The sequence below is a fragment of the Paraburkholderia sp. PREW-6R genome, from assembly GCF_039621805.1.
GTDB lineage: Bacteria > Pseudomonadota > Gammaproteobacteria > Burkholderiales > Burkholderiaceae > Paraburkholderia.
This window is the reverse complement of record NZ_CP155073.1, coordinates 129,511-155,533: the sequence shown is the minus strand read 5'-3', so window position 1 is coordinate 155,533 and position 26,023 is coordinate 129,511. Positions and strand designations below refer to the sequence as shown.

The 26,023-nt window shown below is 63.5% G+C and carries 21 protein-coding genes; 15 read left to right on the top strand and 6 right to left on the bottom strand.

The genetic code is table 11. The features are described 5' to 3' along the window. Nucleotides 1-50 precede the first annotated feature (50 nt). The 7 genes from AAGS40_RS00685 (at nucleotide 51) to AAGS40_RS00655 (ending at nucleotide 8,613) form a co-directional block, all read left to right on the top strand. Entirely contained in the window at nucleotides 51-1,625 is a 1,575-nt protein-coding gene (locus AAGS40_RS00685; RefSeq protein ID WP_345814445.1) for a sugar ABC transporter ATP-binding protein, read from the top strand. Continuing rightward, nucleotides 1,615-2,670 (top strand): ABC transporter permease, encoded by a 1,056-nt coding sequence (locus AAGS40_RS00680; protein WP_345812518.1) that lies wholly within the window; start codon nucleotides 1,615-1,617, stop codon nucleotides 2,668-2,670. Before AAGS40_RS00685 ends, AAGS40_RS00680 begins: the two co-directional genes overlap by 11 nt. Nucleotides 2,671-2,706: 36 nt before the next feature. Next, entirely contained in the window at nucleotides 2,707-3,666 is a 960-nt protein-coding gene (locus tag AAGS40_RS00675) for an ABC transporter permease (protein WP_345812517.1), read from the top strand. A gap of 470 nt (nucleotides 3,667-4,136) precedes the next feature. Then, complete coding sequence (locus AAGS40_RS00670; protein WP_007179649.1) at nucleotides 4,137-4,907, top strand: ferredoxin--NADP reductase; 771 nt, start codon at nucleotides 4,137-4,139, stop codon at nucleotides 4,905-4,907. A 434-nt stretch (nucleotides 4,908-5,341) separates the two neighbouring features. Next, a complete protein-coding gene (locus AAGS40_RS00665) occupies nucleotides 5,342-6,256 on the top strand; it encodes an ATP-binding protein (RefSeq protein ID WP_345812516.1) in 915 nt (304 codons plus the stop codon). Nucleotides 6,257-6,266: 10 nt separating this feature from the next. After that, a complete protein-coding gene (rqpR, locus tag AAGS40_RS00660; RefSeq protein ID WP_345812514.1) occupies nucleotides 6,267-6,923 on the top strand; it encodes a response regulator transcription factor RqpR in 657 nt (218 codons plus the stop codon). Nucleotides 6,924-7,221: 298 nt separating this feature from the next. Then, nucleotides 7,222-8,613, top strand: a complete 1,392-nt coding sequence (locus tag AAGS40_RS00655; protein WP_345812513.1) for an amino acid permease — start codon at nucleotides 7,222-7,224, stop codon at nucleotides 8,611-8,613. 69 nt (nucleotides 8,614-8,682) lie between these two features. Here AAGS40_RS00655 and AAGS40_RS00650 read toward each other — a convergent pair whose 3' ends face one another. Further along, nucleotides 8,683-12,012: an ATP-binding protein gene (locus AAGS40_RS00650; protein WP_345812512.1), complete on the bottom strand. Its 3,330-nt coding sequence runs from the start codon at nucleotides 12,010-12,012 to the stop codon at nucleotides 8,683-8,685. A gap of 380 nt (nucleotides 12,013-12,392) precedes the next feature. Between AAGS40_RS00650 and AAGS40_RS00645 the strand changes: the two genes are divergently transcribed. Next, nucleotides 12,393-13,415, top strand: coding sequence for an XdhC family protein (locus AAGS40_RS00645; protein WP_345812511.1), 1,023 nt, complete (start codon nucleotides 12,393-12,395; stop codon nucleotides 13,413-13,415). A 162-nt stretch (nucleotides 13,416-13,577) separates the two neighbouring features. Continuing rightward, complete coding sequence (locus tag AAGS40_RS00640; protein WP_345812510.1) at nucleotides 13,578-15,479, top strand: DUF3857 and transglutaminase domain-containing protein; 1,902 nt, start codon at nucleotides 13,578-13,580, stop codon at nucleotides 15,477-15,479. Between the two features lie 31 nt (nucleotides 15,480-15,510). Here AAGS40_RS00640 and AAGS40_RS00635 read toward each other — a convergent pair whose 3' ends face one another. Together AAGS40_RS00635 and AAGS40_RS00630 are read right to left on the bottom strand one after the other, a co-directional pair. Next, nucleotides 15,511-16,539 (bottom strand): serine/threonine protein kinase, encoded by a 1,029-nt coding sequence (locus AAGS40_RS00635; RefSeq protein ID WP_345812509.1) that lies wholly within the window; start codon nucleotides 16,537-16,539, stop codon nucleotides 15,511-15,513. A 122-nt stretch (nucleotides 16,540-16,661) separates the two neighbouring features. Further along, complete coding sequence (locus AAGS40_RS00630) at nucleotides 16,662-16,874, bottom strand: hypothetical protein (protein ID WP_007179664.1); 213 nt, start codon at nucleotides 16,872-16,874, stop codon at nucleotides 16,662-16,664. A gap of 714 nt (nucleotides 16,875-17,588) precedes the next feature. On the opposite strand from AAGS40_RS00630, the gene AAGS40_RS00625 reads away from it, so the two are divergent. Both AAGS40_RS00625 and AAGS40_RS00620 read left to right on the top strand, forming a co-directional pair. Continuing rightward, nucleotides 17,589-18,791, top strand: coding sequence for an MFS transporter (locus AAGS40_RS00625; protein WP_345812506.1), 1,203 nt, complete (start codon nucleotides 17,589-17,591; stop codon nucleotides 18,789-18,791). 282 nt (nucleotides 18,792-19,073) lie between these two features. After that, complete coding sequence (locus tag AAGS40_RS00620) at nucleotides 19,074-19,259, top strand: hypothetical protein (protein ID WP_345812505.1); 186 nt, start codon at nucleotides 19,074-19,076, stop codon at nucleotides 19,257-19,259. A 73-nt stretch (nucleotides 19,260-19,332) separates the two neighbouring features. On the opposite strand, the gene mgrA is transcribed toward AAGS40_RS00620, so the two are convergent. Then, nucleotides 19,333-20,376, bottom strand: coding sequence for an L-glyceraldehyde 3-phosphate reductase (mgrA, locus tag AAGS40_RS00615; protein WP_345812504.1), 1,044 nt, complete (start codon nucleotides 20,374-20,376; stop codon nucleotides 19,333-19,335). A 248-nt stretch (nucleotides 20,377-20,624) separates the two neighbouring features. Here mgrA and AAGS40_RS00610 point away from each other — a divergent pair, with 248 nt between their 5' ends. Continuing rightward, nucleotides 20,625-20,831 (top strand): DUF3185 family protein, encoded by a 207-nt coding sequence (locus tag AAGS40_RS00610; RefSeq protein WP_345812503.1) that lies wholly within the window; start codon nucleotides 20,625-20,627, stop codon nucleotides 20,829-20,831. A gap of 36 nt (nucleotides 20,832-20,867) precedes the next feature. Here the strand turns inward: AAGS40_RS00610 and AAGS40_RS00605 are convergent, their stop codons facing one another. Continuing rightward, a complete protein-coding gene (locus AAGS40_RS00605) occupies nucleotides 20,868-21,629 on the bottom strand; it encodes a phytanoyl-CoA dioxygenase family protein (RefSeq protein ID WP_345812502.1) in 762 nt (253 codons plus the stop codon). Nucleotides 21,630-22,089: 460 nt separating this feature from the next. Here AAGS40_RS00605 and AAGS40_RS00600 point away from each other — a divergent pair, with 460 nt between their 5' ends. Next, on the top strand, nucleotides 22,090-22,473 hold the full coding sequence (locus tag AAGS40_RS00600) for a hypothetical protein (protein WP_345812500.1): 384 nt from the start codon (nucleotides 22,090-22,092) through the stop codon (nucleotides 22,471-22,473). 142 nt (nucleotides 22,474-22,615) lie between these two features. Here AAGS40_RS00600 and metK read toward each other — a convergent pair whose 3' ends face one another. Next, on the bottom strand, nucleotides 22,616-23,806 hold the full coding sequence (gene metK / locus AAGS40_RS00595) for a methionine adenosyltransferase (RefSeq protein ID WP_345812499.1): 1,191 nt from the start codon (nucleotides 23,804-23,806) through the stop codon (nucleotides 22,616-22,618). A gap of 292 nt (nucleotides 23,807-24,098) precedes the next feature. Here metK and AAGS40_RS00590 point away from each other — a divergent pair, with 292 nt between their 5' ends. Continuing rightward, nucleotides 24,099-24,983, top strand: coding sequence for a lipid A biosynthesis lauroyl acyltransferase (locus AAGS40_RS00590; protein ID WP_345812497.1), 885 nt, complete (start codon nucleotides 24,099-24,101; stop codon nucleotides 24,981-24,983). A 108-nt stretch (nucleotides 24,984-25,091) separates the two neighbouring features. Continuing rightward, the gene (dapF, locus tag AAGS40_RS00585; RefSeq protein ID WP_345812495.1) at nucleotides 25,092-25,955 is read left to right on the top strand and encodes a diaminopimelate epimerase; all 864 of its coding nucleotides are present in this window, start codon (nucleotides 25,092-25,094) and stop codon (nucleotides 25,953-25,955) included. The last annotated feature ends 68 nt before the right edge of the window (nucleotides 25,956-26,023 follow it).

The following is a 26,023-nucleotide window of genomic DNA, read 5'->3' as shown; positions in this document are numbered from 1 at the left end:
CCGGCACGCAGACGCCACACTCTCCCCTTTCCGGTTCGCCGCTGCTCGAGATGCAGGACATCGGCATCAGCTTCGGCGGCGTGGCCGCGTTGCGCGGCGCGAATCTCAGTGTCGCCGCCGGCGAAGTGCATGCGCTGATCGGCCAGAATGGCGCGGGCAAATCCACGATGATCAAGATCCTGACCGGCGCCTATCGGCGCGGATCGGGCACGGTACGCTTCGAAGGACGCGAAGTCGATTTCCGCACGCCGAAAGAGGCGCGCGAAGCCGGCATCAGCACGATCTACCAGGAAATCAACCTGGTGCCGTTCCGCTCGGTCGCGGAAAACATCTATCTTGGACGCGAGCCGCGCCGCTTCGGTCTGATCGACTGGCGCGCCGTGCAAACGCGCGCCGCCGCGCTGCTCGAATCGTTCGGCTTGCAGATCGACGTGAAGAAACCGGTGGGACGCTACTCGACCGCGATCCAGCAGATGGTGGCACTGGCGCGCGCGGTGTCCTCGGATGCGAAGATGGTCATCATGGACGAGTCCACCTCGTCGCTCGACGAACGCGAAGTGGAACTGCTGTTCACCGTGGTTCGCAAATTACGTGACGACGGGCGAGCGGTGATCTTCGTATCGCACCGGCTCGACGAACTCTATGCGCTGTGCGACCGCGTCACCGTGATGCGCGACGGCCAGACCGTCGCGCAAAGCAGGATGGCCGACATGGACAAGCTGCAACTCGTCACCACGATGCTCGGCCGCACGCTCGCGGCTGTCGTGCAGGACGACACCGAAGCCCGCGAAGCCAATCTCGCGCGACGCGGCAAGCAGGCAATGTCGGTGTCGCACATTAGCGCGCATCCCAAAGTGAACGATGTCTCGCTCGAAGTCCACGCAGGGGAGGCAGTGGGACTCGCCGGTCTGCTCGGCTCGGGCCGCACGGAAACCATGCGCCTCATGTTCGGCGCCGACCCGCTGGAGCAGGGTTCGCTGTCGATCAACGGCGAAACGGTCGCGCTGAAGTCGCCGCAAGACGCGATTTCCCGCGGTCTCGCCTATCTCACCGAAGACCGCAAGGCCGAGGGGATCGTGCCCGAACTGTCCGTGCGCGACAACCTCACGCTCGTCTGTTTGCGCACGCTCGCCAGAAACGGCGTGGTGGACGTGAAGAAGCAGCAGGCGATTGTCGAGCGCTTCATTGCGTCGCTCGGCATCAAGCTGCGTTCCGCCGACCAGCCGATCCGCGAGCTGTCCGGCGGCAATCAGCAGAAGGTCCTGCTCGCGCGCTGGCTGGCGGCCGAACCCTCGCTGCTGTTGCTCGACGAACCCACGCGCGGTATCGATGTCGGCGCAAAAGCGGACGTTGCAAAGATCGTGCGCGAATTGCGTGACGCGGGGCTGGCGGTGCTGCTGTCGGCGTCGGAACTCGAAGAACTGACTGCCGTAGCCGATCGCGCGGTGGTGATTCGCGACGGCCGCACGGTAGCCGAACTGAACGGCGCCAACATGAGCGAGACCGCCATCATGGACGCCATCGCTTACGGCAGCAAAGGACAGTCGCAACTCGCCGAAGCCGCGCAATCGACGCAGGCCTCGAATATCGAAGACGCGTTGGAGGGCGACCGTCATGGCGCTTAAGTTGCACACCGAGTCGTTGGGCAGCGAACCGCGCAACGGCGACAGCGGCTCACCGACGCCCGCGGCGGCCGCCCCAACCGTCACGCCGCGCGTCGGGCCGGCGACCACGGTGCAGAAATGGCGTCGTCTCGCGATGCAGCGCGAAGTCATCGTGCTGCTCGCGATGGTGCTGTTCAACCTCATTTTCACGCCGCATTTCTGGTCGCTGCAGACCTTCAACGTGAATATGACGCAGGTGGTGACGATCGTGATCGTCGGCATCGGCATGACGCTCGTGGTGGCCACGGGCGGCATCGATCTGTCCGTCGGTGCGTCGATGGCGATTTCCGGTGCGCTCGCGCCGATGCTGTTCATGAACATTCCAGGGCCGGGCGGCATCGCGCTCGCGTTCGTGCTGCCGGTGCTGGCCGCCGCGGCGTGCGGCGTTTTCAACGGGTTTCTGGTCACGAAGTTAGCGGTGCAGCCGATCGTCGCGACGCTCGTGCTGTTCATCGCGGGGCGCGGCATTGCGCAGGTCGTGACGGACGGCAGCCTGCAGGCGTTCAACAACCCGGCGTTCCAGTGGATAGCGCTCGGCAAGGTCGCGGGCGTGCCGTTCCAGGTGCTGCTGATGCTCGCGCTGGTCGTGGTGTTCGTGTGGGTCGTACGCAAGACGCTGTTTGGCCAGTATCTGCTTATCACCGGCGGCAACGAAAAGGCAGCCTATCTGTGCGGTGTGCCGACCGCGACGGTCAAGCTGATCGCCTACACGCTCTGCGCGGCGCTCGCCGGGCTGGCGGGGCTGATCTCGATATCGGTGAATTCGTCGTCGGATGCGAACGTGGTCGGGCTCGGCGTGGAGCTGGATGCGATCGCGGCAGTCGCCGTCGGCGGGACCGCGCTGACGGGCGGCAAGGCGTACATCGGCGGTACGCTGATTGGCGCGCTCATTATCCAGTTGCTGCGCTACACGCTGCTCGCGCACGGCATTCCCGACGCAGCAGCGCTGGTCGTGAAGGCCGGCATCATCGTCGCGGCGGTGTATGTGCAGCGTCGCTCGCGCTAAGCGGCGCGATCCAGGAAACCATCCGGACCCGATGCGATGAAAAAAAATCTTCCTATCCTGCTCGCGCTCGCCGCGTTGATCGTATTCGGCCTCGTGCGTTACGAGCATTTCGGCTCGGCGTACAACATCACGTCGTTCTGGCGCTACAACTCGATGTTCGCGCTGATCTCGGTGGGCATGGCGTTCGTCATCATCACGGGCGGCATCGATCTGTCGGTCGGCACGGTGGCAGCGCTCTCCAGCGTGGTCGCGGCGCTGATGAGCGTGCACGGCGGCTGGGTCGCGGTGGTCGCGGGCTGCGCGGCGGGTCTCGCGGTGGGCGTGCTCAACGGGGTCATCATCACGCGCCTGAAGATTCTGCCTTTCATCGTGACACTGGCAACGAGTCTCGGCGCACACGGCGTCGCGTTGCTGCTGGGCAAGAACGACGCGGTGTCGATCGCGGCGGACTCGAATTTCGGCAACTTCGGTCAGGGTGATCTGTACGGGCTGCCGATTCCAGGGATCGTCGCCGTGATCGTGGCGGTGGCGGGTTGGCTCGCGCTGCGCAGCACGCGCTTCGGACGGCATGCGCTGGCGGTCGGCGGCAGCGAGGAAGCGGCGCGGCTGATGGGTCTGAACGTCGACCGCACGCTGATCATGGCTTACGCGGTCAGCGGCCTGCTCGCCGGCATGGCAGGCGCGATCCTCGCCGCGCAGTTCGGTGCCGGCCAGCCGAACGAAGGCGTGGGCTGGGAGCTGTTCGCGATCTCGGCGGTGGTGCTCGGCGGCACGCTCCTCACCGGCGGCGAAGGGTCGATCGCGATGACGATTGCCGGCGTGCTGCTGCTCGGGATCGTGTTCAATCTGCTGAATTTCGAGAATGGACTCGGGTTCATCAGTCTGTCGGCGTACTGGCAATCGGTGATTCGCGGCGGGTTCCTGCTGCTCGTGATCGTGTTGCAGGCTCGCGTGCTGAAACAGCGCGGAAAGAAGCGCGCCGCTGCGACAGCGTGAGGTCACAGGCCGGCCACCGGAAAAACGCCTGATTCTTCGCTTCGCCGCGCATTCGCTGCCGCTTTGCCAGTTTCACTAGCAGGGGCAATGCTGCAGCGCATGGCGGGTTTCGGTATCATCCTGAAAATGTTGGCCGTTGGCGCGCCTTTCCGGCGCCTCCCGGACAACCGATGGCAGCCGCCCTGCGCAGCTTTCGCCCATCGCCGATATCCTGCGCAAGCGTGGCCGCACCACGCCCACGTAATTGCGGCGCCGATCGCAACCACACCCGGCGCCGACGCTTCCAGGTCCGGTAACCCGCATTGCATGTCGACCGCGCTCAAGCCGCCTTGTTGCAGCCCCGTCATCGCGGGCGCGGTAAAATAGCAGATTGTGCGTCACTCCCGAGCTGGGTCAGCGCAGCATTGCCCTTGCCGTGCCGGCCGGCTTATACGACTGGCCGCCTTTGTTTCCGCACTATCCAAGAAGCCATGAGCAACCTCAATTCACAAACCGTCCTGAGCGTCCATCACTGGACCGATACGCTTTTCAGCTTCACCTGCACGCGCGATCCGTCGTTCCGTTTCGAAAACGGCCAGTTCACGATGGTGGGCCTCGAAGTCGACGGCAAGCCGCTGATTCGCGCTTACAGCCTTGCGAGTGCGAACTACGAAGAGCACCTCGAATTCCTCAGCATCAAGGTGCAGGACGGGCCGCTCACGTCGCGCCTGCAGCATCTGAAAGTGGGTGACGAGGTCCTGATCGGCAAGAAGCCGGTCGGCACGCTGATGGCCGACAACCTGCTGCCGGGCAAGACGCTGTGGCTCCTGTCCACCGGCACGGGCCTCGCGCCGTTCATGTCGATCATCAAGGATCCGGATATTTATGATCGCTACGAGCGCGTCGTGCTGACGCACACCTGCCGCTTCGTCGACGAACTCGCGTACAAGGAATACATCACGGACCACCTGCCGGCGCACGAGCACCTCGGCGAACTGGTGCAGGAGAAATTGCTGTATTACCCGACCGTTACGCGCGAAGCATTCCAGAATCGCGGCCGTATCACCGAGCTGATCGAAACCGAAAAGCTGTTCGCCGACCTCGGCGTGCCGGGCTTCTCGCTCGAAAACGACCGCGTGATGCTCTGCGGCAGCCCGCACATGCTGCGTGACACCCGCAAGCTGCTTGACGACCTCGGCTTCCAGGAAGGCAGCAACAACGCGCCGGGCCATTACGTCGTTGAAAAGGCTTTTGTGGGGTAAGCATGCAGCACGCGTGAGCGCCGGGCGGCGCGCGCCTGAACGAAAGGAGCCTACGGGCTCCTTTTTTATTGTCCTGGTTACAATTTGGCGAAAGCAACCTAACCTTTGGCGTCAGCTTTCCTCCTACAAGAAAGTTGTTTTCATACGTCAATCATTGCTTGAAATATCCGCGCTAACCCTTGGTACGACTACACCTGTAGCTTTTTTGAGATATGATCGCGGCGCATATCCGGCCGATTTGTCAGACCTGCCGGGTGCCAAATGGCATGTTACTGAATGTAACTTTCGTTACGCGTTGCGTGACGATTTCCCTGCTGCGTTTCTCTGCGCAGTGACCCGCACCTGGAGGCTGGAGACCCGCATGCGTTCTTTCGTCTTCGCGCCGCCGCTGCGCACCGGCTTCGTTGTCCCCACGGCTTCCTGAGAGGGATGTTATGGATACGTCGACTGTCGTCCCATTCACGCCAGGCATCGCGCCGACACCAGCGCGTAAGGATGCGCACGCCCGCGCTGCCACGGCCGTCGCTCCCGCTGAACCAGCCGCTGCCGGCTCTTCCGCTGAACGGGAACTGGCGCGACTGCGCGCGCGGGTGCGGGAGCTGTCGGCGGAACTCATTCAGGCGCAGGAAGCGGCCTGCCGTCATGTGGCGCGCGAACTGCACGACGGCGTGGGCGCTGAACTGACCGCGACGCGCTTTGCGCTCGCCAGCGTCGAGACCTGGCTTCCCGCCGACGCGCCGCCCCAGTGCGCGGCCGCGCTCGCCGTCGCTAGCCGTTCGCTCGACGCCGTGTGCACGGCAAGCCGCCAGGCAGTCGCGGAGTTGCACGCGCCCGCGCTCGACGCGGGCATTGTCGGCGCGCTGGCGCAATGGACCGGCGACTTCGCGGCGCGCACCCAGTTGCGCACGAGCTTCGTCTGCGCGGCGGACCTGCGTCTCACGCGACTGCCCGCCGAAGCGGCGCTCGCCGTCTTCCGCGTTGCCCAGGAGGCGCTGAACAACATTGCCAAGCACGCGCGCGCCGAATCCGCCGACGTGCGGATTGAAACCAGCCGCCGGCATCTAAGCGTGATCGTCAGCGACGACGGCATCGGCATGTCGCGCAGCGCCCGCACGCGACGCGGCCATTTCGGCCTGAGCGGCATGCGTGCGCGCTGCGCCGCGTTCGACGGCACGCTGCGCGTCAGCATCAGCAGGCGGCAGACGGGCACACGCGCCGCGGAGAGCGGCAAACTGTCGCGCGGCACCGTCGTGCATGCGCGTTTCGCCTGGGACGCGATGCTGACGAACACGGCCGACGCCGCCGCGCCGCTCACGTCACGCCGATCGTTGCGTTCGCTGCAATCGTGAGCGCCCTGTCATGAGCCTGCGCATCCTGCTCGTCGACGACCACGCCGTGGTTCGCCAGGGCGTCCGACAGTTGCTGCTCGACCGCGGTGTCGCCCGTGAGGTCACCGAGGCGCAAAGCGGCGGCGAAGCGCTCGAAGCCGTCACGCACCGCACTTACGACGTCGTGCTGCTCGACATTTCGCTGCCGGATATGAACGGCGTCGAGGTGCTCAAGCGGCTCAAGCGCAAGGCGCCACGCGTGGCGGTACTGATGTTCTCGATGTACCGGGAAGATCAGTACGCCGTGCGCGCGCTGAAGGCGGGGGCGGCCGGCTATCTGTCCAAAACGGCCGACGCCGCGCAGATGATCGCCGCGATCCACCAGGTCACGTTAGGCCGTAAATACGTGAGCCCGGCGATGGCCGAGGCATTGGCCGACTACGTATCTTTCGACGGCGAACAGATGCCGCACGAAAAGCTCTCCGATCGCGAGTACCAAACCCTGTGCATGCTCGCGTCGGGCAAACGGCTGACCGATATCGCTGCCACGCTGTCGCTGTCCGTAAAAACAGTCAGCGTGTATCGCACCCGTCTGCTCGAGAAAATGAAACTGCGCAATAACGCCGAGCTGACGTTCTATGTGATGAGCAACCGGCTCGTCGATCTGAATCCGGCGATGGCAGGCTGACCACGCCGCGTCACTGTCAAGCGGGCCGTCTTCGCGGCCCCATGGCGCAGTCATGCCGGAAAAACAATTTTCCTGACACAACACACGCAAACCACGCGAAAGCATGCCGTCCGAACGCAGCGTGCGCGCGGACGCTTCGCGAAAAGCGGCCTTCAGTGGCAATTTCCACCGGCGGACAACCGGGGCCGTGTCGCCAGCCGTGCGTCCCAAAATGGTGCGTGCGCGTCGATCCGCTAAAATTGAGGGTTTTCCCGACATTCGGCGCGCAACACGCGTGCACTACTGGAGATCACCGCCAATGTCCCTGTTTCGCAAGAAGAGCGTCGAGCACATGATCGCCGCAAGTGCCCAGAACGCCGGCCTCAAGAAGGCGCTTGGCGCGCTCGATCTGACCTTCCTCGGTGTCGGCGCCATTATCGGCACCGGCATCTTCGTGCTGACCGGCACGGGCGCGGTGCAGGCCGGCCCGGCGCTGATGATCTCCTTCCTGATCGCGGCGATCGCCTGCGGTTTCGCCGCTCTGGCCTACGCCGAATTCGCGTCGACCATTCCCGTCGCGGGCTCCATCTACACGTATTCGTATGCGACGCTCGGCGAGATGGCCGCGTGGATCATCGGCTGGGATCTGATGCTGGAATACGGTCTCGCCACGTCTGCGGTGTCGGTCGGCTGGTCGGGCTATCTGCAATCGTTGCTGTCGGGCTTCGGCATTTCGCTGCCGGTCGCGCTCAGCGCCGCGCCGGGCGCGCTGCCCGGTCACGAGACGCTCTTCAATCTGCCCGCTTTCGTCGTGATGATGGCGATCACCGCGCTGCTGTCCGTCGGCGTGCGCGAATCCGCGCGGATCAACAACATCATGGTGGCGATCAAGGTCATCGTGGTGCTGCTCGTGATCGGCGTCGGTGTATTCCATGTCACGCCGGCCAACTGGCATCCGTACATGCCGAACGGCTGGCATGGCGTATTCGGCGCAGCGGCCGTGATGTTCTTCGCGTTCATTGGTTTCGACTCGGTGTCGTCGGCGGCCGAAGAAGTGAAAAATCCGAAACGCGACCTGCCTGTCGGCATCATTGCGTCGCTGGGCGTGTGTGCCGTGTTGTACGTGGCCGTGGCCGCGGTCGTCACGGGTATCGTGCCGTCCGCGCAATTCGCGAACATCTCGCACCCCGTTTCTTATGCGCTCCAGGTGGCGGGCCAACCTTGGGTGGCGGGCTTCATCGACCTCGGCGCCGTGCTCGGCATGCTGACGGTGATTCTGGTCATGGCCTACGGCCAGACGCGCGTGATCTTCGCGATGTCGCGCGACGGCTTGCTGCCGGCCAGACTTTCCAGCGTGCATCCGAAGTTCGCCACGCCGTTCTTCACCACGTGGCTCGTCGGCCTCTTTTTCGGGCTCATCGGTGCGCTGGTGCCGTTGAACGTGCTGGCCGAACTGATCAACATCGGCACATTGGCCGCGTTTTCGATGGTGTCGATCGCGGTGCTCGTGCTGCGCAAAACGCATCCGGACTTGCCGCGCGCGTTCCGCTGTCCGGGCGTACCAGTCGTGCCGGTGCTGGCCGTGGCGTCCTGTCTGTTCCTGATGATCAACCTCCAGGCGGTGACGTGGCTCGCGTTCGTGATCTGGTTGCTGATCGGCATGGCGATTTACTTCGGGTATTCGCGCCGCCATTCGAAGCTGGCCCGCTAACCGCTGAACGCGCGGCGCTTCTGGCGAACTGAAGCGGCCACGGCAATCCGCCGGATAGCGGTGCCGCACTTACTCGATGCCGGCGTTTGTTTCGTTGGCCAGATGCGTTGCGTGCGTCGCAATCGTTTCGAGCGTGCGCAGCAGCTTCGCGCCTGCCGCCCGAATCCCGGCGGCGTCACCGGGCGTCAGCGCTGTTGCGAATTGAGCGGTCGCATCGAGTAGCGGCTGGTAGTGCAGCATCGACGCCGCGCCATTCATCTTGTGTACCCACCGCTCGAGGCGCGTGCTGTCCGCGTCCGACAGCAGATCGCGCAGCGTCTTTGCCTCGCTGCGCAAGCTTTCGCCGACGATCTCCATCAATACGCCGCTACGGCTGGCACCGCCGGTCGAGCGGTGGATCGCTTCCCAGTCGAACGGCGGCAAGTGGTCGGCGTCGTCGAGCGTGTCATCCGGGCCTGCCGCGCTCAACGACGCGGCATGACCCGCCGCCTTCAGCTCGACGTCCAATTGTTCCTCTGCGGACCGAAGGCACAGCGGCGCCCAGCGCAGGAGGCACGCGTGCAGCACGTCGCGCTGTGCCGGTTTGCACAGGTAATCGTCCATGCCTGCTTCGATGCAGCGGTTCCACTCCGGCGAACCCACGCTTGCCGTCAGCGCGACGATCGGCAAACGCGCGGCCTTGCGTGCGGCGCAAGCTCCGCCGGCTGCTGAGTGCTCCTGACGCTCGCGCTTGCGGATACTGCTTGCCAGCGCGTAACCGTCCACGCGCGGCATCTGGCAATCCGTGATCAGCAGCGCGTAATCGTTGCGCTCGTAGGCGGCCAGCGCTTCGGCGCCATCCTCGGTGACGTCGCACGCGCATCCGAATGATTCGAGCTGGCTTCTGATCAGATAGCGATTGACCGGATTGTCCTCGGCCACGAGGATCAGCACGCCGTCGCGTATTGCCTGTTCGCGCGTGCGCACAGGGCCGCGCGGCGCTGGCACAGCGTCGGCGGCCGCGCAAGCGTTGGCGTCGGACAACGCGTCGCGCTCGAGCGCTTCGTGCCAGGCAGCCCGCAAACCACGATACGACAATGGATTGATGCTTACGTACACACCGGCGGCGCCTGCGCGATATCCGGCCGGTTCCGGTTGTCGGGAGACGCGAATCACGGCTGCTGTGCCGACGCATGCGGGTGGCGCCTCGTCCTCGTCGACGAAAACGATGTCGGCGCACCCTGAATCGCCGGGGGTAGGCGATGCGCGGCTTGCGGCGGGGTCCAGCACGTCGACACGCGCGCCCAGAGCGACGACGCCGTCCGCGATAGCCGCGGCCGCCTCCATATCGCGCACGAGCACGACGGCCGTTGTCGCCGCGGTCGCCTTCGTTGTCGCTGGATCGGCTGCATCCGTGTGCCGGCGTAGGTGCACCGGCAGCGTGAGACGTACCGTGACCGTGGTGCCCGCACCTGGCTTGCTGTGAATCGCGATGTCGCCGCCCATCAGCGTAACCAGCTTCCGGCAGATGACGAGGCCAAGGCCCGTTCCGCCGAATCGCCGCGACGTGGACGATTCACCCTGGACGAACGGAGAAAAGAGCGTCGGTATGACGCTGGCATCGATCCCGATTCCGGTGTCGATCACCGTGATGCGAACGGACTGGCTGACGGACTGGCTGACGGACTGGTTATCGGTCGGACTCTCGATCCGGCTGGCGCCAACATCCGCATCCAGTTCGACGGCGAGTGACACGCTGCCGCTCGCCGTGAATTTGATCGCGTTGCCCACCAGGTTAAACAGGATCTGCCGCAGCCTGACGCTATCGCCGCGGTGCCGCGCGGCGACGTGCCCGCTGACCCGGCAACGCAGCGCCAGCGACTTCTGATGCGCGCGCATCGCCAGCAGGCCCAGCACGACGTCCGCGACCTCCCGCAAATCGAACGGTGCGTCTTCGATCGTCAGCCGGTCGGCCTGAATCTTCGAATAGTCGAGCACGTCGTCGAGAATCTGCAGCAACGCGCCCGCGGATTCGTGGACCATACCGACCATCGTCGCCTGTTCGTCGCGCAACTCGGTGCGCGACAGCAATTCGACGAGGCCCAGCACGCCGCTCATCGGCGTGCGGATTTCGTGGCTCATCATCGCGACAAAGCGGTCTTTCGCCTCCGACGCGCTTTCCGCCGCGACGCGCGCGGCTTCGAGCTCGGCGGTTCGCAACTGGTCGCACGTGGTGTCGCTCCAGTAGCCATTGAAGAGCGTCGCGCCGTCAGGCTCCCGACGCGGGACAGCGCGAATTTTGAGCCACTGGATGCCGGCCGCTTCGCCCACCTTGAAGGTCGCGTCGAGCGGGCGCAGGCTGCGGGCCGACTCGTCGAGCGCGCTGACGAGGTGCTGCATTTCGCGGCGCGGCAGGACGAGCGAAGCATGTCCGCGGTCCAGCCGCAGACCGCCGCGCCGGATGTCGGGCAGCAGCGTCCGATTGCTGCCGAGATACTGATACGACAAGGCGCCGCCCGAGTCGCGCCGCATCTGGAACACGGTCGCAGGCAGATTGTGGGTGACCTCTTCGAGGCGTGTCTCGGTTTCGTGCGCCTTGCGCTCCGCTTCGAGCAACGCGGTTACGTCGACGACGGCGCCAACCGTGCCCGCCACGGCGCCGGTGTCGTCGTGAAAGGGACGATGCCAGTAAAGCCCGTGCCGTGACTGACCATACGCATCGCTGAAATCGACGCGTACTGCTTCATAGGTCATGTCGCGCTGCGTCGTGGTGAGGATGTGCGATGTCAGCGTGCCCGGCATGTTGGAGAGCGCCGCGCACTCCTCGATGGTGCGGCCGATCACGACATCGCGCGATAGGCCCATTGCCTCTTCCGCTGCGACGTTCACGTCGAGATAGAAACCCTGGCTGTCGCGCACGCCGATGGGAAACGGCACCATGTCGAGCAGCGTCGTGCGAAAGCTCAGTTGCGTGCGCAACGCCTGCTCCGTCTGCTGCCGCTGGCGAACTTCGCGGCGCAGGCGCATATAGCCGAACGCGAGAATGCCGATGGACAGGAATCCGGTCAGCACGGCAGGCAGCGCGCGGCCCGTGATGTCTTCGCGCGGCGCACGCGGTTCGTCACGCGCGGCCGGATAGCGCTGATGGATCGCCGCGTGCTGCGCATCCGCGAAACGCCGTTGCAGCAGGAGGCCAACCACGACCACGCGCGAACGCGCACCGTGGGCGTTCCCATACAACGTGAGCGCGTCATCGTCCTGATAGGTGGACGTCGCTTCGGTCCGCTGAAGGCGGCGGTGATCGTGCGCCTGCGCGGACGCCATGCTTTGCGAAATAATCAGCGTGGCAGCCAACGCGTACCGTAGGCGAAAGAGGCGTGCTGCCACGGCTTCGGTTCTTTTCCGACTACCGAGGAGCATGCTCCCCTCCACGCAGACGCTATTTAACCGTAAGACGATATGTGTAAGCCTAGTGCGTGCCGTTGAGACGCTGGCCTGAAATTCACTTTTGTTGTTTAGTGCAAGGAGACGGGCGGAACACGGATCAATCTGTCGATACGGCACACGCGCAGACCGGCTGCCAGCGTGCGCAGCCAAACTCCCGGCTGCTCCGACAGGGCTGCAATTAGAATGACGGGCGACTTTATCGCGCGCTTCGCGCCCGACAGGACAGCAGTGGCGCAGCGGCGCACAATGTCGGAGACGCGGCGATCGTGGGCAGGCGTCGCCGGACAATACGGAATGGAAGATGCCGCGGACAGCGTGTCCGCCGGCGATGCGACAAAAAAGGGAAACAGAACATGGACAGCGTGGATCTTGAAGTCCTGAAATCCAGTGCGCGTTGGCTGGACGAAGGGCATCGCGCGCTACTGGTGACGGTGGTGAAGACGTGGGGCTCGTCGCCGCGTCCGGAAGGCGCCATGCTGGCGGTGCGCGACGACGGGCTCGTGGTGGGCTCGGTGTCGGGCGGCTGCATCGAGGACGACCTGATCGATCGCGTGCGGCAGCGTGGCATCGAGCAGACGCACCCGGAGGCCGTCAAATACGGCATTACGGCGGAAGAAGCGCACCGTTTCGGGCTACCCTGCGGCGGCACGATCCAGCTCGTGCTCGAACCGCTGACGCCGCAAAGCGGCATCGCCGAGTTATGCGACGCAGTGGAAGACGGCCGGCTCGTCGCACGCGAGCTCGACATGACGACGGGCGAGGCGCGGCTTGAGAATGCGTACGCCACGGACGGCGTGAGTTTCGACGGCGAACGATTGCTGACCATACACGGACCGCGCTACCGGATGCTCGTGATCGGCGCGGGACAGTTGTCGCGCTATCTTTGCCATATCGCGGTCGGGCTCGACTATCAGGTGACCGTCTGCGATCCACGCGAGGAATATACGGAGGAATGGGATATTCCCGGCACGAAGATCGTGAGAACGATGCCGGACGACACGGTGATCGATATGAAGCTCGACGAGCGGTGTGCGGTGATCGCGTTGACGCATGATCCGAAGCTCGACGACCTCGCGCTGATGGAGGCGTTGAAGACGCCGGCGTTTTACGTCGGTGCGTTGGGATCCCGGCGGAACAATCAGGCGCGTCGTGAGCGGTTGAAGGAGTTCGATCTGAATGAATCGGAACTCGCGCGTCTGCATGGGCCGGTCGGGATTTTTATCGGCAGCCGGACGCCGCCGGAGATAGCGGTGTCGATTCTTGCCGAGGTGACGGCGGCCAAGAACGGGGTGTCGCTGCCGACGCTTCTGCAGGTCGAGGGCGCGAAGGCGGCGCGGGAGATTGCCGCGTCTGGCGGAGCGGCCTGTAGCGTCTGAAGTTTTCCAGTCTTTTTGCCGGCGGCGGGTCGGGGTGGGTCTTCCCACAAGCCCCGAAAGCGCCGCTGGCAATGAAACGCCCCTTGTTGACGTCCGCGCATCGGACCGCAACCCAGCCTCACCATCCTTATTAACGCTGCAGTCCCGGATAATCTGTCAGCCATGCGCCTTTCTTCCCTGGTGTGTCTTGCGTCACTCGGCTGGCTCGCCAGCCTTCACGCCGCGAGCGCGAGCCTCCTCTCGAAGCTGGACGATCCGTACACGAACGACGGCGAAACCCAGACCTTCACGGTGAACGCGGACGGCTCCTTCTCCAAGCTCGATTCAATGACGCTGCGTGTGAACAACGAAGCCGGCGTCGCGCGCGTGGCGCAGCAGTACGTCTGGTTCAACCGCAATATGGCGGACGTGCAGATTCTCGAGGCGTACACCGAAACCGCCGACGGCGCGCGCCACGACGTGCAGCCCGACCAGATCCGCGACGTGCAGGAAGCCCGCTCGTTCGACGCGCCGATGTTCCAGGACATCCAGGAAAAGGTGATCGTGTTCCCCGCAGTCGAACCCGGCGCGAAGGTGCATCTCACTTACCGGAAGACGCAGAGGCAGCCGATCGTCCCCGGCCAGTTCAGCGATTTCACGCCGCCCGATCTCGCGCCTACGCGCAATTTCCGCCTGATCTACGATCTGCCCGCCGACAAGCCGCTTTACGCCGACGCCCGCGGCTTTACCGCGCTGCAACCGGTCACGCGCGACGGTCGCACACGTTACGAGTTTCGCTACGACAAGGCGCACTACAGCCGGCTGGAACGCGGCTCGATTGCGTACGTGTCTTACGGCGACCGGCTGATGGTATCGACCTTCCCTGACTACGCCGCGTTCGCCGCGACCTACCGCGCGTCCGCCGCCGACCCCAGCGCGCACGACGCCGCTATCGTGCGTCTGGCCCAGAACCTGACCGCGCACGACCACACGGCGCGCGACAAAGCCAAAACGCTGTACGACTGGGTGCGCCGGAACGTCCGCTACGTAGCGATCAACGTCGGCCGCGGCGCCGTAGTGCCGCATAGCGCGCGCGACGTTCTCGCCAACCGCTACGGCGATTGCAAGGACCACGTCGCGCTGTACGGCGCGCTGCTCGACGCGGTCGGCGTGCGCAACGAACCGGCGCTCATCAGCAGCGGCACGATCTACACCTTGCCGAGCGTGCCGGGCTACGGCGTCATCAATCACATCATCACGTGGCTGCCGGATTTGCAGCAGTACGCGGATTCGACTGCATCGAACGTGGAGTTCGGCTTCCTGCCTTCGTCGGATATGAACCGGCCTACGGTGCTGATCAATCAGGGCGTGCTCGCCAACACGCCCGCGACGGCGCTCACGACGCGCAGCACTGATCTGTCGATCAAGGTCGAGCCCGATGGGTCGGCAAGCTTCACCTATCGTCTGGAAGCCGTAGGTGCATCCGCCGAACAGGCCCGTGCCATGTTGCGCACACAGACGCCCGCGCAGCGTGAAGACTCGATTCAGGCCGAATTGCGCAGCGCCAATCTGCGCGGCACGGCCACGCTCTCGACGAGTGACCTCACCGTTCCCGACGGTCCGCTGACCATCACCATGAAGGGCACGCTCGAAAATCTGGTGGTGCCGGGCGCGGCGGCGTCGATTCCGGCGCTCACCAGTTTCGCCGGCGGCCTCGACGCGGACACGCGCTACTGGCTCGGCGAACGTCAGCGCACGCAACCGTTCGTCTGCCGCAATCTGGCGTTACACGAGCAGGCGCGTATTGAATTGCCGGCCAATTTCCGCGTGCTCGACATGCCCGAGGCCAAACACACGCAGGACCGCTTTATGGACTTTCAGTCGCACTACGCGTTCGATCCACGCAGCAATGTCGTGACGATGACGCGCGAGGGCGCCACGCATTTCAACAGCGACGTCTGCACGCCCGAGGACTTCACGCAGATGCGGCCCGACATCGAAGCGATCGGGCGCGACGTGCGCGCGGAGGTCATTGTCAGATCGACGCTGGTGGAATCATCGAGCATCGCGTCGCAAGCGCCCTGAAGCGGGCGCGCGACCCTGAAGCGCGAGCCGCTCATACCGGCCAGAGCGGCCCTTCCTGCATCGCGCCGATCTGCTCGCGCATCTCGAGGATTCGGTCCTCCCAGTAGCGCTGCGTGTTGAACCACGGAAACGCAGCCGGAAAAGCGGGATCGTCCCAGCGGCGCGCAATCCAGGCCTGATAGTGAATCAGCCGCAACGTGCGCAGCGCTTCGACCAGATATAGCTCGCGCGGCTCGAAATCGCAGAAGTCTTCGTAGCCGGCAAGCAGGTCCGTCAGCGCGCGCGACGCCTCGGCGCGCTCGCCCGGCAATAGCAGCCACAAGTCCTGGATGGCGGGGCCCATGCGGCTGTCGTCGAAGTCGACGAAATGCGGGCCGGCGTCCGTCCACAACACATTGCTCGGGTGACAGTCGCCGTGCATCCGCACCATGCGAATCTCGCCGGCGCGCTCAAAAGCCCGTTCGACGCCTTCCAGCGCCAGATTGATGGCGGTTTCCCATGCGGTGCGCGAGTCGTCCGGCACGAAACGGTGTTCGAGCAGGAAGTCGCGAGGTTCGTAGCCGAAGGTGGTGATGTCGAGCGTGGGACGCTCGACATAATTCTGCGTCTGTCCCACCGCATGAATTCGCCCGATAAAGCGCCCCAGCCATTCAAGCGTGTCGCGCCGGTCGAGATCGGGCGCGCGGCCGCCGCGCCGCTCGAAAATGGAGAAGCGAAAACCGTCGAATGTATGGAGTGTGCGGCCTTCATAGACGCGCGCGGGAACCACCGGGATTTCGCGTGAAGCCAGATCGGCCACGAACGCGTGCTCTTCGAGTATCGCAGCGTCGCTCCAGCGCTCGGGCCGATAGAACTTCGCGACGACGGGCGGACCGTCTTCGACGCCGACCTGATACACACGGTTCTCGTAGCTGTTAAGCGGCAGCATGCGGCCGTCGGTGCGCACACCGACCGTGCTGAGCACGCCATCGAGCGCGTCGAGCACCAGTTCCGGCTTGAGCCGGGCAAAAGGCACCGCGCCGTCGGCGCTGTCCTGTGAGTCGAAGGGTTCGTCGTTCATGCCCGCATTGTGCGCCGTGCCGCCTGCAAAGACGAGGGCAACGACTCACAATGCGGTACCGCCGCAGTTACCTGCAGCTTACAGTTCACACACGAAACACACGTGCACGACGCGAACCGCCTTCAATGCATCTGCGCGCTGGAGGGGCGGACCAGCTCGCCCGTATCGATCAGGTCTTCGAGGAAAAAGGGTTCAGTGTTCAGTTGCAGCGAAGCGCCGGGCTCGCCGGCATACCACGCCACCATGGCCATGTCGCCAAGAATGCGCATGACGATTCCGCGCGCGCCTTGCGGCACGGCGATATGCACTGATCGGACAATGGAACCGATTTGCATGATGTTTCCCCGTTTCTCCCATAGCCGGCTTTATGGATTCCGTGCCGGTCAAGGTGACGATAAAAAGCGTCGCTCCGCCGAAAACGTTGCGTACGCACCCAATCTGCTGCGCGTCAGACGCGTAAGAGGTTCGAGTTCATTGTTCCCGTTTTGCGGGGCCAGGGATAGCGCGAACTGAAGGGTATTTACCCGTCGTTTCGCGCTATTCCCATTATGGCGCGCTCGCACGATGATTCGGACTGAACGCGTCGTAACGAGACCATCATAAACCCTGCCGGGGTGAGATATCAAAAACGTGAATGGTCAGAACGATCCGCTTAATGTGGCTCGATTAATTTGCGCTGCGTGGCATCGATCAGGAACGCGAACTACTTGACGACGCGCGTACCGCACCCCGCGACGCGCTCGATCTGACACGGCGTGCTGCGAGAGTCTCGCGTTAAACAACGCGCTCTGCGGCGGTTGGCAGTGTCCACGCAGCGCATCGGCGATGCAGAACATGTATCCCGAAACACCGGCGAGCGCTGCCGTGCTCACGGCTAGAATAAAGCCGCTGCGCCCGCCACGACGACCTCGATGAGGTTTTCAGCGTATCCTTAACGCCTTCGTTCGACGCTGTTTCGTCCACAGAGATTTTTTAGCGCGCCGCCGGAATCCGACCACGTTGCGACTTCCGCCGTTCCCTTCTCATTCACCACTTTCAGTGTTTCCGACGTGCCCGACATTCCCTATCTCGAACGCGGCACACGGGCCTACTGGCGTGCCAGCATCGCGCTGTTATTCGCCGGTTATGCCACGTTTTCGCTGCTCTACTGCGTTCAGCCGCTACTGCCGTCCTTTTCAGCCGCATTCGGCGTCACGCCCGCGCAAAGCAGCCTGTCGCTTTCCGTCACCACCGCCGCGCTGGCACTGTCGATATTTATCGCGGGCTTCGTCTCCGAAGGATGGAGCCGTCACCGGCTGATGACGTTGTCGCTCACGTTGTCAGCGCTGCTGACGATCGGCGTCTCTGTCGCGCCGCAATGGCATCAGTTGCTCGTATTGCGCGCACTCGAAGGGCTCGCGCTCGGTGGCGTGCCCGCCGTCGCAATGGCATATCTCGCGGAAGAAGTGCATCCCGAAGGTCTCGGTCTCGCGATGGGTCTGTACGTCGGCGGCACGGCAATCGGCGGGATGGCCGGGCGCGTGATCACGGGCGTCGTCGCGGATCTGTTTTCGTGGCGCGTCGCGATCGGCACGATCGGCGTGCTCGGCATCCTGTCCATGATCGCGTTTCGCACCTTGCTGCCGCCGTCGCTTCACTTTGCGCCACGGCGCGGGCTCGGCTTCCTGCACCACCGTACGGCGCTTCTGCGGCAATTCACCCGGCCAGGCCTTGCCTTCCTGTTTCTGCTCGGCTTTGTGCTCATGGGGAGCTTCGTCACCCTGTACAACTACATCGGCTACCGTCTGCTCGCACCGCCTTACTCGTTGAGCCAGACCGCGATCGGTGCAATCTTCGTCGTGTATCTGGTCGGCGTGGTTGCATCGCCGTGGTCGGGACGTATGGCCGATACGTTCGGCCGCGCACGCGTGCTAACCGGCAGTTTGCTGCTGATGGCGTGCGGCCTCGCGCTCACGTTGCTGCATCCGCTAACTGCGATTGCAGCCGGCATTGCGTGCGTGACGTTCGGTTTTTTCGCAGGCCATTCGGTGGCAAGCGGCTGGGTAGGACGCCTCGCCAAGGAGGCGAAAGGTCAGGCGGCCGCGTTGTATCTGCTGGCCTACTACATTGGCTCGAGCGTGGTCGGCTCGTATGGTGGCCGGGTGTGGGCGGGCTACGGATGGAACGGCGTCGCTGGGCTGGTCGCCGTGCTGCTCGTGGTCGGCCTCGTTGCCGCGTGGCGGCTGCGCGGGTTGGAGCGAGGCGCCGGGTAAACGCGACCTCCGTTGCGCAATGCAGTCGCTTAAAAGTAAGGGCAGTGTAAGCAAACGCTTCACAACTTTACGGTTATTTTACTGCGGCGCAACAACGCTAGCGAGCCGGGCAGCCATACCTCCAGCAGCCCACATGTATGCGCTGCAACGTTGTATTCGGATGCAATGCCGATTTAGGCGTCTCCTATACTCAACATTAAGCGAACGGCCGCGGATCAATTCGAGAAGCACATGCGGCCTTCGCAAACAACACAGAGTAACCATGTTAAATGGGAGACAAGCATGACGACCTATTTCACGATCAGCGATTTCATTCTGGTCATTCCGATGGCGCTGGCCGGTGCGCTATTCGTTGGCGCGCTGCCGTGCAAGACGGAATTCCGGCACAACGTGCTACGCGTGCTAGGGGCGCTGATTGGCGTCGGCGTTGCGGTCATGCTGGTCGAGGGCTTGCCGGCGCTCGTCTAGCGCGGATGGCTCAAAAAAGCCGCCTCGTGGGCGGCTTTGAAAAACGTTGCTGCGCGAGCAAACGCGGCGTGTGTCAGATCGCCTGGTCGGTGGACGGCTTTTCCCACAGGTTGATGCCGCCCTCAGTTGCATAGCGGTCGATTTCCGCGAGTTCGTCCTTCGAAAACTCGAGGTTTTTCAGCGCGCCGACATTCTCGCGCACCTGTTCCGCCCGGCTCGCGCCGATCAGCACCGACGTCACGCGCGGATCGCGCAATGCCCACGCGAGCGCCATTTGCGCGAGGCTCTGACCACGACGTTGCGCGATGTCATTCAGCTTGCGCACGTGCTCGATGTTCTGCGCGCTCAGATGTTCCTGTTTGAGCGACCCGCCGCCCGGCTTGTTCACACGCGCATCGTCCGGCACACCGTTCAGGTATTTGCCGGTCAGCAATCCCTGCGCGAGCGGCGTGAACGCAATCGCGCCCGCGCCGACCTTCTCCAGCGCGCCCAGCAACTCCTGCTCGATCCAGCGGTTCAGCATGTTGTAGGCAGGCTGATGGATAAGCAACGGCACCTTGTATTCGGCCAGCAGCTTTGCCATTTCGAGCGTCTTGCTCGCCGAGTAGGACGAGATGCCGACATACAACGCCTTGCCCTGTTGCACCGCCGTGGCTAGCGCGCCTGCGGTTTCTTCGAGCGGCGTATCCGCATCGAAACGATGCGAATAGAAAATGTCGACGTAATCGAGGCCCATGCGCTTCAGGCTCTGATCGAGGCTCGCAAGCACGTACTTGCGCGAGCCGCCACCCTGGCCGTAAGGGCCGGGCCACATGTCCCAGCCGGCCTTCGACGAAATCAGCAATTCATCGCGATACGGCTTGAAGTCGTCCTTGAAGAGGCGGCCGAAATTGGTCTCCGCACTGCCATACGGCGGCCCATAGTTGTTCGCAAGGTCGAAATGCGTAATGCCCAGATCGAACGCCGTGCGCAGGATGTCTCGCTGCGTGGAAATCGGCGTGGTGTCGCCGAAGTTGTGCCAAAGGCCAAGCGACAACGCCGGCAATTTAAGACCCGACTTGCCGCAGACGCGGTATTGCATATCCGAATAGCGTTCTGAAGCTGCTTCGTAAGCCATTGCTAGTGTCCTTGAGGATGAAGTCGCCCGATGAAATCGCGGGCAACGGGCCAAACACATGCTGGGGTAGGCATGTTGCTCGAAACCGTGTGTTATTTGCGAAGGTGCTGATGCCGGGCCGCTGCTCCCTGCGGCCGGTCTGTCATGTTAGCCAATCGACGCGCTGCGTGCAGACACCCAGTATGCGGGATGGACGCGTGTCTGCACGTCCCCTACACTCTGGCCGGTGAATTCGAGGAGAGCAGGTAATGGCGAAAGCGATTTCCATCGCGTTGATTGTGGGCGGTATCGTGTTGCTGTATTTCGGAGGCCAGGCATTCAACTCGGTCAGCAGCGACGTGTCGCGTGTCTTGACCGGGTCGCCCAGCAGCAAGGCAATCATGCTGATCGTGGCCGGCGTGATCGCGACGATTGCCGGACTCACGGGCATGGCGTTGTCCGGTCGCAGGCGCTGAGCCGGTCTGCGCCACTCACTGCTTTTCGTCAGAACGTCAGAACGCGACTTCCGGCATGGCTGCGGAGCGCGTTCCGGGCAGCGGCACGTTGCTCGCGCCGTGATAGGTGTAGACCAGCGAATACTTCACCTGATCGCTGATGTTCTTGCCCGCCGAATGCAGCGTGTTGCAGTGAAAGAACACCACGTCGCCGGCTTCCAGTTCCGGTGACACGGCCGTGCGAATCCACGCCTGATTGTCTTCGCGATCGGAGCGGAAAAACTTGGCTTCGTCGAAACGGTCGGACGTGAACGGCTCGGCGTGCGACCCCGACACGAACCACAGCGCGCCGTTATCCACCGTTTCGGAGCCGACCGCGAGCCACACCGACACCAGATCGTCCCGCTCGAACGACCAGTACCGCACGTCGCGATGCCAGCCCGTCAGACTGCCATACGCAGGATGCTTGGTCATCATGCAGTTGTGATGCGCACGCGAAAGACGCGGCTCCTCGCCGAAGTACAACTCCATCCAGCCGTGAATTTCCGGCGCGGTCGCCCATTGGGCGAATGCCGGGTCACGGCCGTAAGCGTCGAGCAAGCGCCTCACGGTATGTCCACCCGGCGCAGTTTTCGACGACGGCGCGCCGGGATACTGCAAATCGGCCTCGAACTCGATCGGTGCTGCGGCTTCCTGCAACTGACGCTCGGCGATCCGCTTCAACTCGGCACAACGCTGCGGCGACACCAATCCCGGCACCACAACAAAGCCCTTCTCGCGCAACGTGTGAATCTGCTCTTTCTTCGAATGGAGTGACATGGTGTTCCGTTACAGTCGACTTGCTGATGCTCGATTGTAAAACGGGCGTGATGGGGCCGCGCGCTGTTTCGCTCGCTGCGAAGCAGCGCATGCGCGCAACCTCGTGTCGGTCAGATGAAAAAAGCAGCACAAAGAATGGGCAAATGGGCGCGACGCATGCGCACGAATAGTGCGACGACGTGGGTGCACATTAAGCGCGATGTCCGTAAAAACCCGCATTTGCAGGGTAAAAACCGACTTCTAGTCGTCATTAATCGGGTGTAGCCTTCACACACTGTTGATCTCCTGACGCAGTTTTTCACCTGCCAGATGCCTTCGCGGCCAGATTTATTCTCAGCCGGCGTATTTTTTTCGAGGAATTCCGCGCAGCTTGCCGTCTGGCGGGGCGCTGCTATTGGCACATTTGGTGCTCCTGATGGCGCACTCTCCGCCGCGGGGTTCACTGCGTAACCGTTAAGCCATGCATACTCTTCTGAACACCCCTCTCACCCGCGCTGCGCTCAAAGCGGCGCGTCCGACGCGTCGCCATGTGGTGCGCGCACTGCGCCACCACGCGACGCGAAGCCGCGCGCTCGGCGAACAATGGCGCGATGCCAGAGCGGTCGACAGCATCCGCACGTGGTTTCACACGTTCTTCTCCGCGCTGCGTCTGCAAGGCGGCACGCGACGCTTCTCGCTGCGCACGCTGCTGCGCAAGCCCACGCCGCTGCGCCTTGCCGCACCGCGAGCGGTTGCTCCCGCGCCGCAGAACAGGAGCCGCCGGCCGCGCCGCATGTCGACCAACCGCAGCACCAGCTGGTTTGTTTTTGCGTTCGCGAGCCGTCAAGGCGCGCTGGTCGGTTGATCTGGCAAATGGCCGCGAAACGCGGCTGCAAATCGGCTGGCAGCAGCACCACATCGAACTCAGGCAGCAGTGACAACCACGAAAAAACCCCGCTCGGCTCGCGCCGGCGGGGTTTTTTACGAAAACAGACTGCCTGCTGCGCTTACTCAGCCAGCGCGGCAACCGGTTCCGTACCGGCGGCTTCGGCAAGCGCCAATGCCTTGTCCGTGGCTTCCCACGTGAATTCCGGCTCTTCGCGGCCGAAGTGGCCATATGCGGCGCTCTTTTCATAGACCGGGCGCAGCAGATCGAGCATCTGGATGATGCCCTTCGGACGCAGATCGAAGTGCTCCTGAACCAGTTTCGTAATGGTCGCGTCCGACACGCGGCCGGTGCCGAACGTGTTGACCATCACCGAAGTGGGTTGAGCCACGCCGATAGCGTACGACACCTGGATCAGGCAGCGCGATGCCAGTCCCGCGGCCACGATGTTCTTGGCAACATAACGGCCGGCGTAGGCGGCCGAACGGTCCACCTTCGACGGGTCCTTGCCCGAGAACGCGCCACCGCCGTGCGGCGCCGCGCCGCCGTACGTGTCGACGATGATCTTGCGGCCCGTCAACCCGCAGTCGCCTTGCGGGCCGCCAATCACGAAACGGCCGGTGGGGTTCACCAGAAACTTGATGTCGCCCTTGATGAGATCGGCCGGCAGCGTCGGCTTGATGACCTCTTCGATCACGGCTTCGCGCAGCGAGTCGAGCGAGATGTCCGGCGAATGCTGCGTGGACAGCACGACGGTGTCGATTGCATGCGGCTTTCCGTCGACATAACGCACGGTAACCTGTGACTTCGCATCCGGACGCAGCCAGGGCAGACGGCCATCACGGCGCAGATTCGCCTGACGCTCCACGAGACGGTGCGACAGGTGGATCGGCAGCGGCATCAGTTCCGGAGTTTCTTCACACGCATAACCGAACATCAGGCCCTGGTCGCCGGCGCCCTGATCGAGGTTGTTGTCGTGCGCGCGGTCCACGCCCTGCGCGATGTCCGGCGACTGCTTGTCGTACGCCACCAGCACCGCGCAGCCGCGATAGTCGATACCGTAGTCCGTATTGTCGTAGCCGATGCGCTTGATCGTGTTGCGCGCGACCTGGATGTAATCGACGTTGGCGGTCGTGGTGATTTCGCCGGCCAGCACGACGAGACCCGTGTTGCACAGCGTTTCAGCCGCGACACGCGAGTATTTGTCTTGAGCGAGGATTGCGTCGAGGATGGCGTCCGAAATCTGGTCCGCGACTTTGTCGGGATGGCCTTCGGAAACGGATTCTGAGGTGAAGAGATAGTCGTTTGCCACGTTGCAGACTCCTGTTGACTGGTTACGGTTGAGTTTCACGTAGCCAGCTTCGGAGCTTGAAGTGGCGACGCTTTAGCGGATTACCTGACCGTGGGGCACATCTCACGTCTTGAAGACGTGCTCTGCACCTTCTGGCTTCGCCCCGCAAGTTGTCTATTAACTCGGCGAAGCCCTTATTATAGCGACTTCCTTCGTTTGTCACAGAGTGTCCACGAGTGCGGCATCACGTCAATTTTTTCGCTTCCAGGAAATGCAATGCGCCACGCCCTTTTCGCCGCCATGCGGAGGCCACATGTTGAGCCGCTTTGGCGCGAGGCTCGCAATCGGGCTGCTCAAATTTTTTGCGTTGTTGCCCTACGGTCTGGTCGCTCGCATGGGTGATGGGCTCGGCTGGCTGCTCTATCAGATTCCGAGCCGCCGCAAGCGCATCGTGCATACCAACCTGAAGCTGTGCTTTCCCGAATGGAGCGACGAGCGTCGTGAAGACGTTGCGCAGAAGCATTTCCGTCACGCGATCCGCAGCTACCTGGAGCGCAGCGTGCAATGGTTCGGCTCCGCGAAGAAGCTGGAAAAGCTGATCGAGGTCGACAGCGAAATCGATCTGCTCGATCCGAATCTGCCGCCCACGCTGTTCCTCGGCTTTCACTTCGTCGGGATCGAGGCAGGTTCGATCTTCCTGAATTATTCGCTCAAGCGCCAATGCGGGTCGCTGTACCAGCCGATGTCGAATCCCGAACTGGAGGAAGTGGCCAAAGCGGCGCGCGCCCGTTTCGGCGCGGACATGGCAAGCCGCGCCGACAGTGCGCGCATCGTGCTGCGCTGGCTGCGCGAACGCAAGCCGGTCATGCTTGGCGCCGACATGGACTACGGCGCGCGCAACTCCACGTTCGTGCCGTTCTTCGGCGTGCCAACCTGCACGCTGACCGCGGTGGGACGCCTCGCGAAGGTGGGCCATGCGCAGGTGGTGCCGTTCATTGGCGAGGTGTTGCCGAACTACAAGGGCTATCGGCTGAAGGTGTTCAAGCCGTGGGAGAACTACCCGACCGGCGACGACGACGCAGACGCACGGCGCATGAACGCGTTCCTCGAAGAGCAGATTCCGCTGATGCCCGAGCAGTATTACTGGGTGCACAAGCGCTTCAAGACCCGGCCGCCGGGTGTACCGAGCGTGTATTGAATTGAACAACCGGACGCCGGCCTGTCGGATTGCGATGATTCCAGCGCCACAGCGTCGAAATAAAACGGCGCCAGGCGCAGCCCGGGGCGCGTCACTTACAATAGCGTGATGAAACTGAAATTCACCAAAATGCACGGCGCGGGCAATGACTTCGTCGTGCTCGACGGCTTCACGCAGCCGGTCGACCTCACGCCCACGCAGGTGCGCGCGCTCGCGGACCGGCATTTTGGCGTCGGCGCGGATCAACTGCTGCTGGTCGAACAGCCAACGGTGGACGGCGTCGATTTCAGATACCGGATTTTCAACTGCGACGGCGGCGAGGTCGAGCACTGTGGCAACGGCGCGCGCTGCTTCGTCAAGTTCGTGCGCGATCGCGGTCTGACCGACCAACGCAGCGTGCGCGTCCAGGTGCAGAACGGCATCATCACGCTGACCATGCAGGAAAACGGCGAAGTGCTGGTCGACATGGGCACGCCGGTGTTCGACCCGGAGCGTGTGCCGTTCGCAACCAAGGGCCTTGCCGGCCGCCGCGAAGGTGCGGACACGCTCTGGCCGCTCGACGTGAACGGCACGACGCGCTGGGTGTCGGTCGTGTCGATGGGCAATCCGCACGCCGTGCAGGTCGTCGACGATGTCGAGGCTTTTCCGGTACTTGTCGAGGGTCCGGCGATCGAGCGGCACGCGCGTTTTCCGCAGCGGGTGAATGCCGGTTTCATGCAGATCGTCGGGCGCAACGAGGTCAAACTGCGCGTGTACGAGCGCGGTGCCGGCGAGACGCTGGCGTGCGGCACGGGCGCATGCGCAGCGGTCGCCGCGGGCATTCGCCGCGGGCTGCTGGACGCGCCGGTGCAGGTGCGCACGCACGGCGGCACCCTTACGATCACGTGGGACAGCACGAAGGCAAACGAGCCGCTGCTGATGGCCGGTCCTGCGGCGACCGTCTTCGAAGGCGAAATCGAACTGGCCGATTGACCGATCAAGCGGCCCGACAACCCAACATTGACCGCAGCAGCGCGCCAAAGCGTCGCTGCGCAGTTCAC

Bases quoted from the DNA above. Each gene is read 5' to 3' on its own strand.
- AAGS40_RS00685 (WP_345814445.1), top strand. From the start codon at position 51: ATGCAGGACATCGGCATCAGCTTCGGCGGCGTGGCCGCGTTGCGCGGC.
- AAGS40_RS00680 (WP_345812518.1), top strand. From the start codon at position 1,615: ATGGCGCTTAAGTTGCACACCGAGTCGTTGGGCAGCGAACCGCGCAAC.
- AAGS40_RS00675 (WP_345812517.1), top strand. From the start codon at position 2,707: ATGAAAAAAAATCTTCCTATCCTGCTCGCGCTCGCCGCGTTGATCGTA.
- AAGS40_RS00670 (WP_007179649.1), top strand. From the start codon at position 4,137: ATGAGCAACCTCAATTCACAAACCGTCCTGAGCGTCCATCACTGGACC.
- AAGS40_RS00665 (WP_345812516.1), top strand. From the start codon at position 5,342: ATGGATACGTCGACTGTCGTCCCATTCACGCCAGGCATCGCGCCGACA.
- rqpR (WP_345812514.1), top strand. From the start codon at position 6,267: ATGAGCCTGCGCATCCTGCTCGTCGACGACCACGCCGTGGTTCGCCAG.
- AAGS40_RS00655 (WP_345812513.1), top strand. From the start codon at position 7,222: ATGTCCCTGTTTCGCAAGAAGAGCGTCGAGCACATGATCGCCGCAAGT.
- AAGS40_RS00650 (WP_345812512.1), bottom strand. From the start codon at position 12,012: ATGCTCCTCGGTAGTCGGAAAAGAACCGAAGCCGTGGCAGCACGCCTC.
- AAGS40_RS00645 (WP_345812511.1), top strand. From the start codon at position 12,393: ATGGACAGCGTGGATCTTGAAGTCCTGAAATCCAGTGCGCGTTGGCTG.
- AAGS40_RS00640 (WP_345812510.1), top strand. From the start codon at position 13,578: ATGCGCCTTTCTTCCCTGGTGTGTCTTGCGTCACTCGGCTGGCTCGCC.
- AAGS40_RS00635 (WP_345812509.1), bottom strand. From the start codon at position 16,539: ATGAACGACGAACCCTTCGACTCACAGGACAGCGCCGACGGCGCGGTG.
- AAGS40_RS00630 (WP_007179664.1), bottom strand. From the start codon at position 16,874: ATGCAAATCGGTTCCATTGTCCGATCAGTGCATATCGCCGTGCCGCAA.
- AAGS40_RS00620 (WP_345812505.1), top strand. From the start codon at position 19,074: ATGACGACCTATTTCACGATCAGCGATTTCATTCTGGTCATTCCGATG.
- mgrA (WP_345812504.1), bottom strand. From the start codon at position 20,376: ATGGCTTACGAAGCAGCTTCAGAACGCTATTCGGATATGCAATACCGC.
- AAGS40_RS00610 (WP_345812503.1), top strand. From the start codon at position 20,625: ATGGCGAAAGCGATTTCCATCGCGTTGATTGTGGGCGGTATCGTGTTG.
- AAGS40_RS00605 (WP_345812502.1), bottom strand. From the start codon at position 21,629: ATGTCACTCCATTCGAAGAAAGAGCAGATTCACACGTTGCGCGAGAAG.
- AAGS40_RS00600 (WP_345812500.1), top strand. From the start codon at position 22,090: ATGCATACTCTTCTGAACACCCCTCTCACCCGCGCTGCGCTCAAAGCG.
- AAGS40_RS00590 (WP_345812497.1), top strand. From the start codon at position 24,099: ATGTTGAGCCGCTTTGGCGCGAGGCTCGCAATCGGGCTGCTCAAATTT.
- dapF (WP_345812495.1), top strand. From the start codon at position 25,092: ATGAAACTGAAATTCACCAAAATGCACGGCGCGGGCAATGACTTCGTC.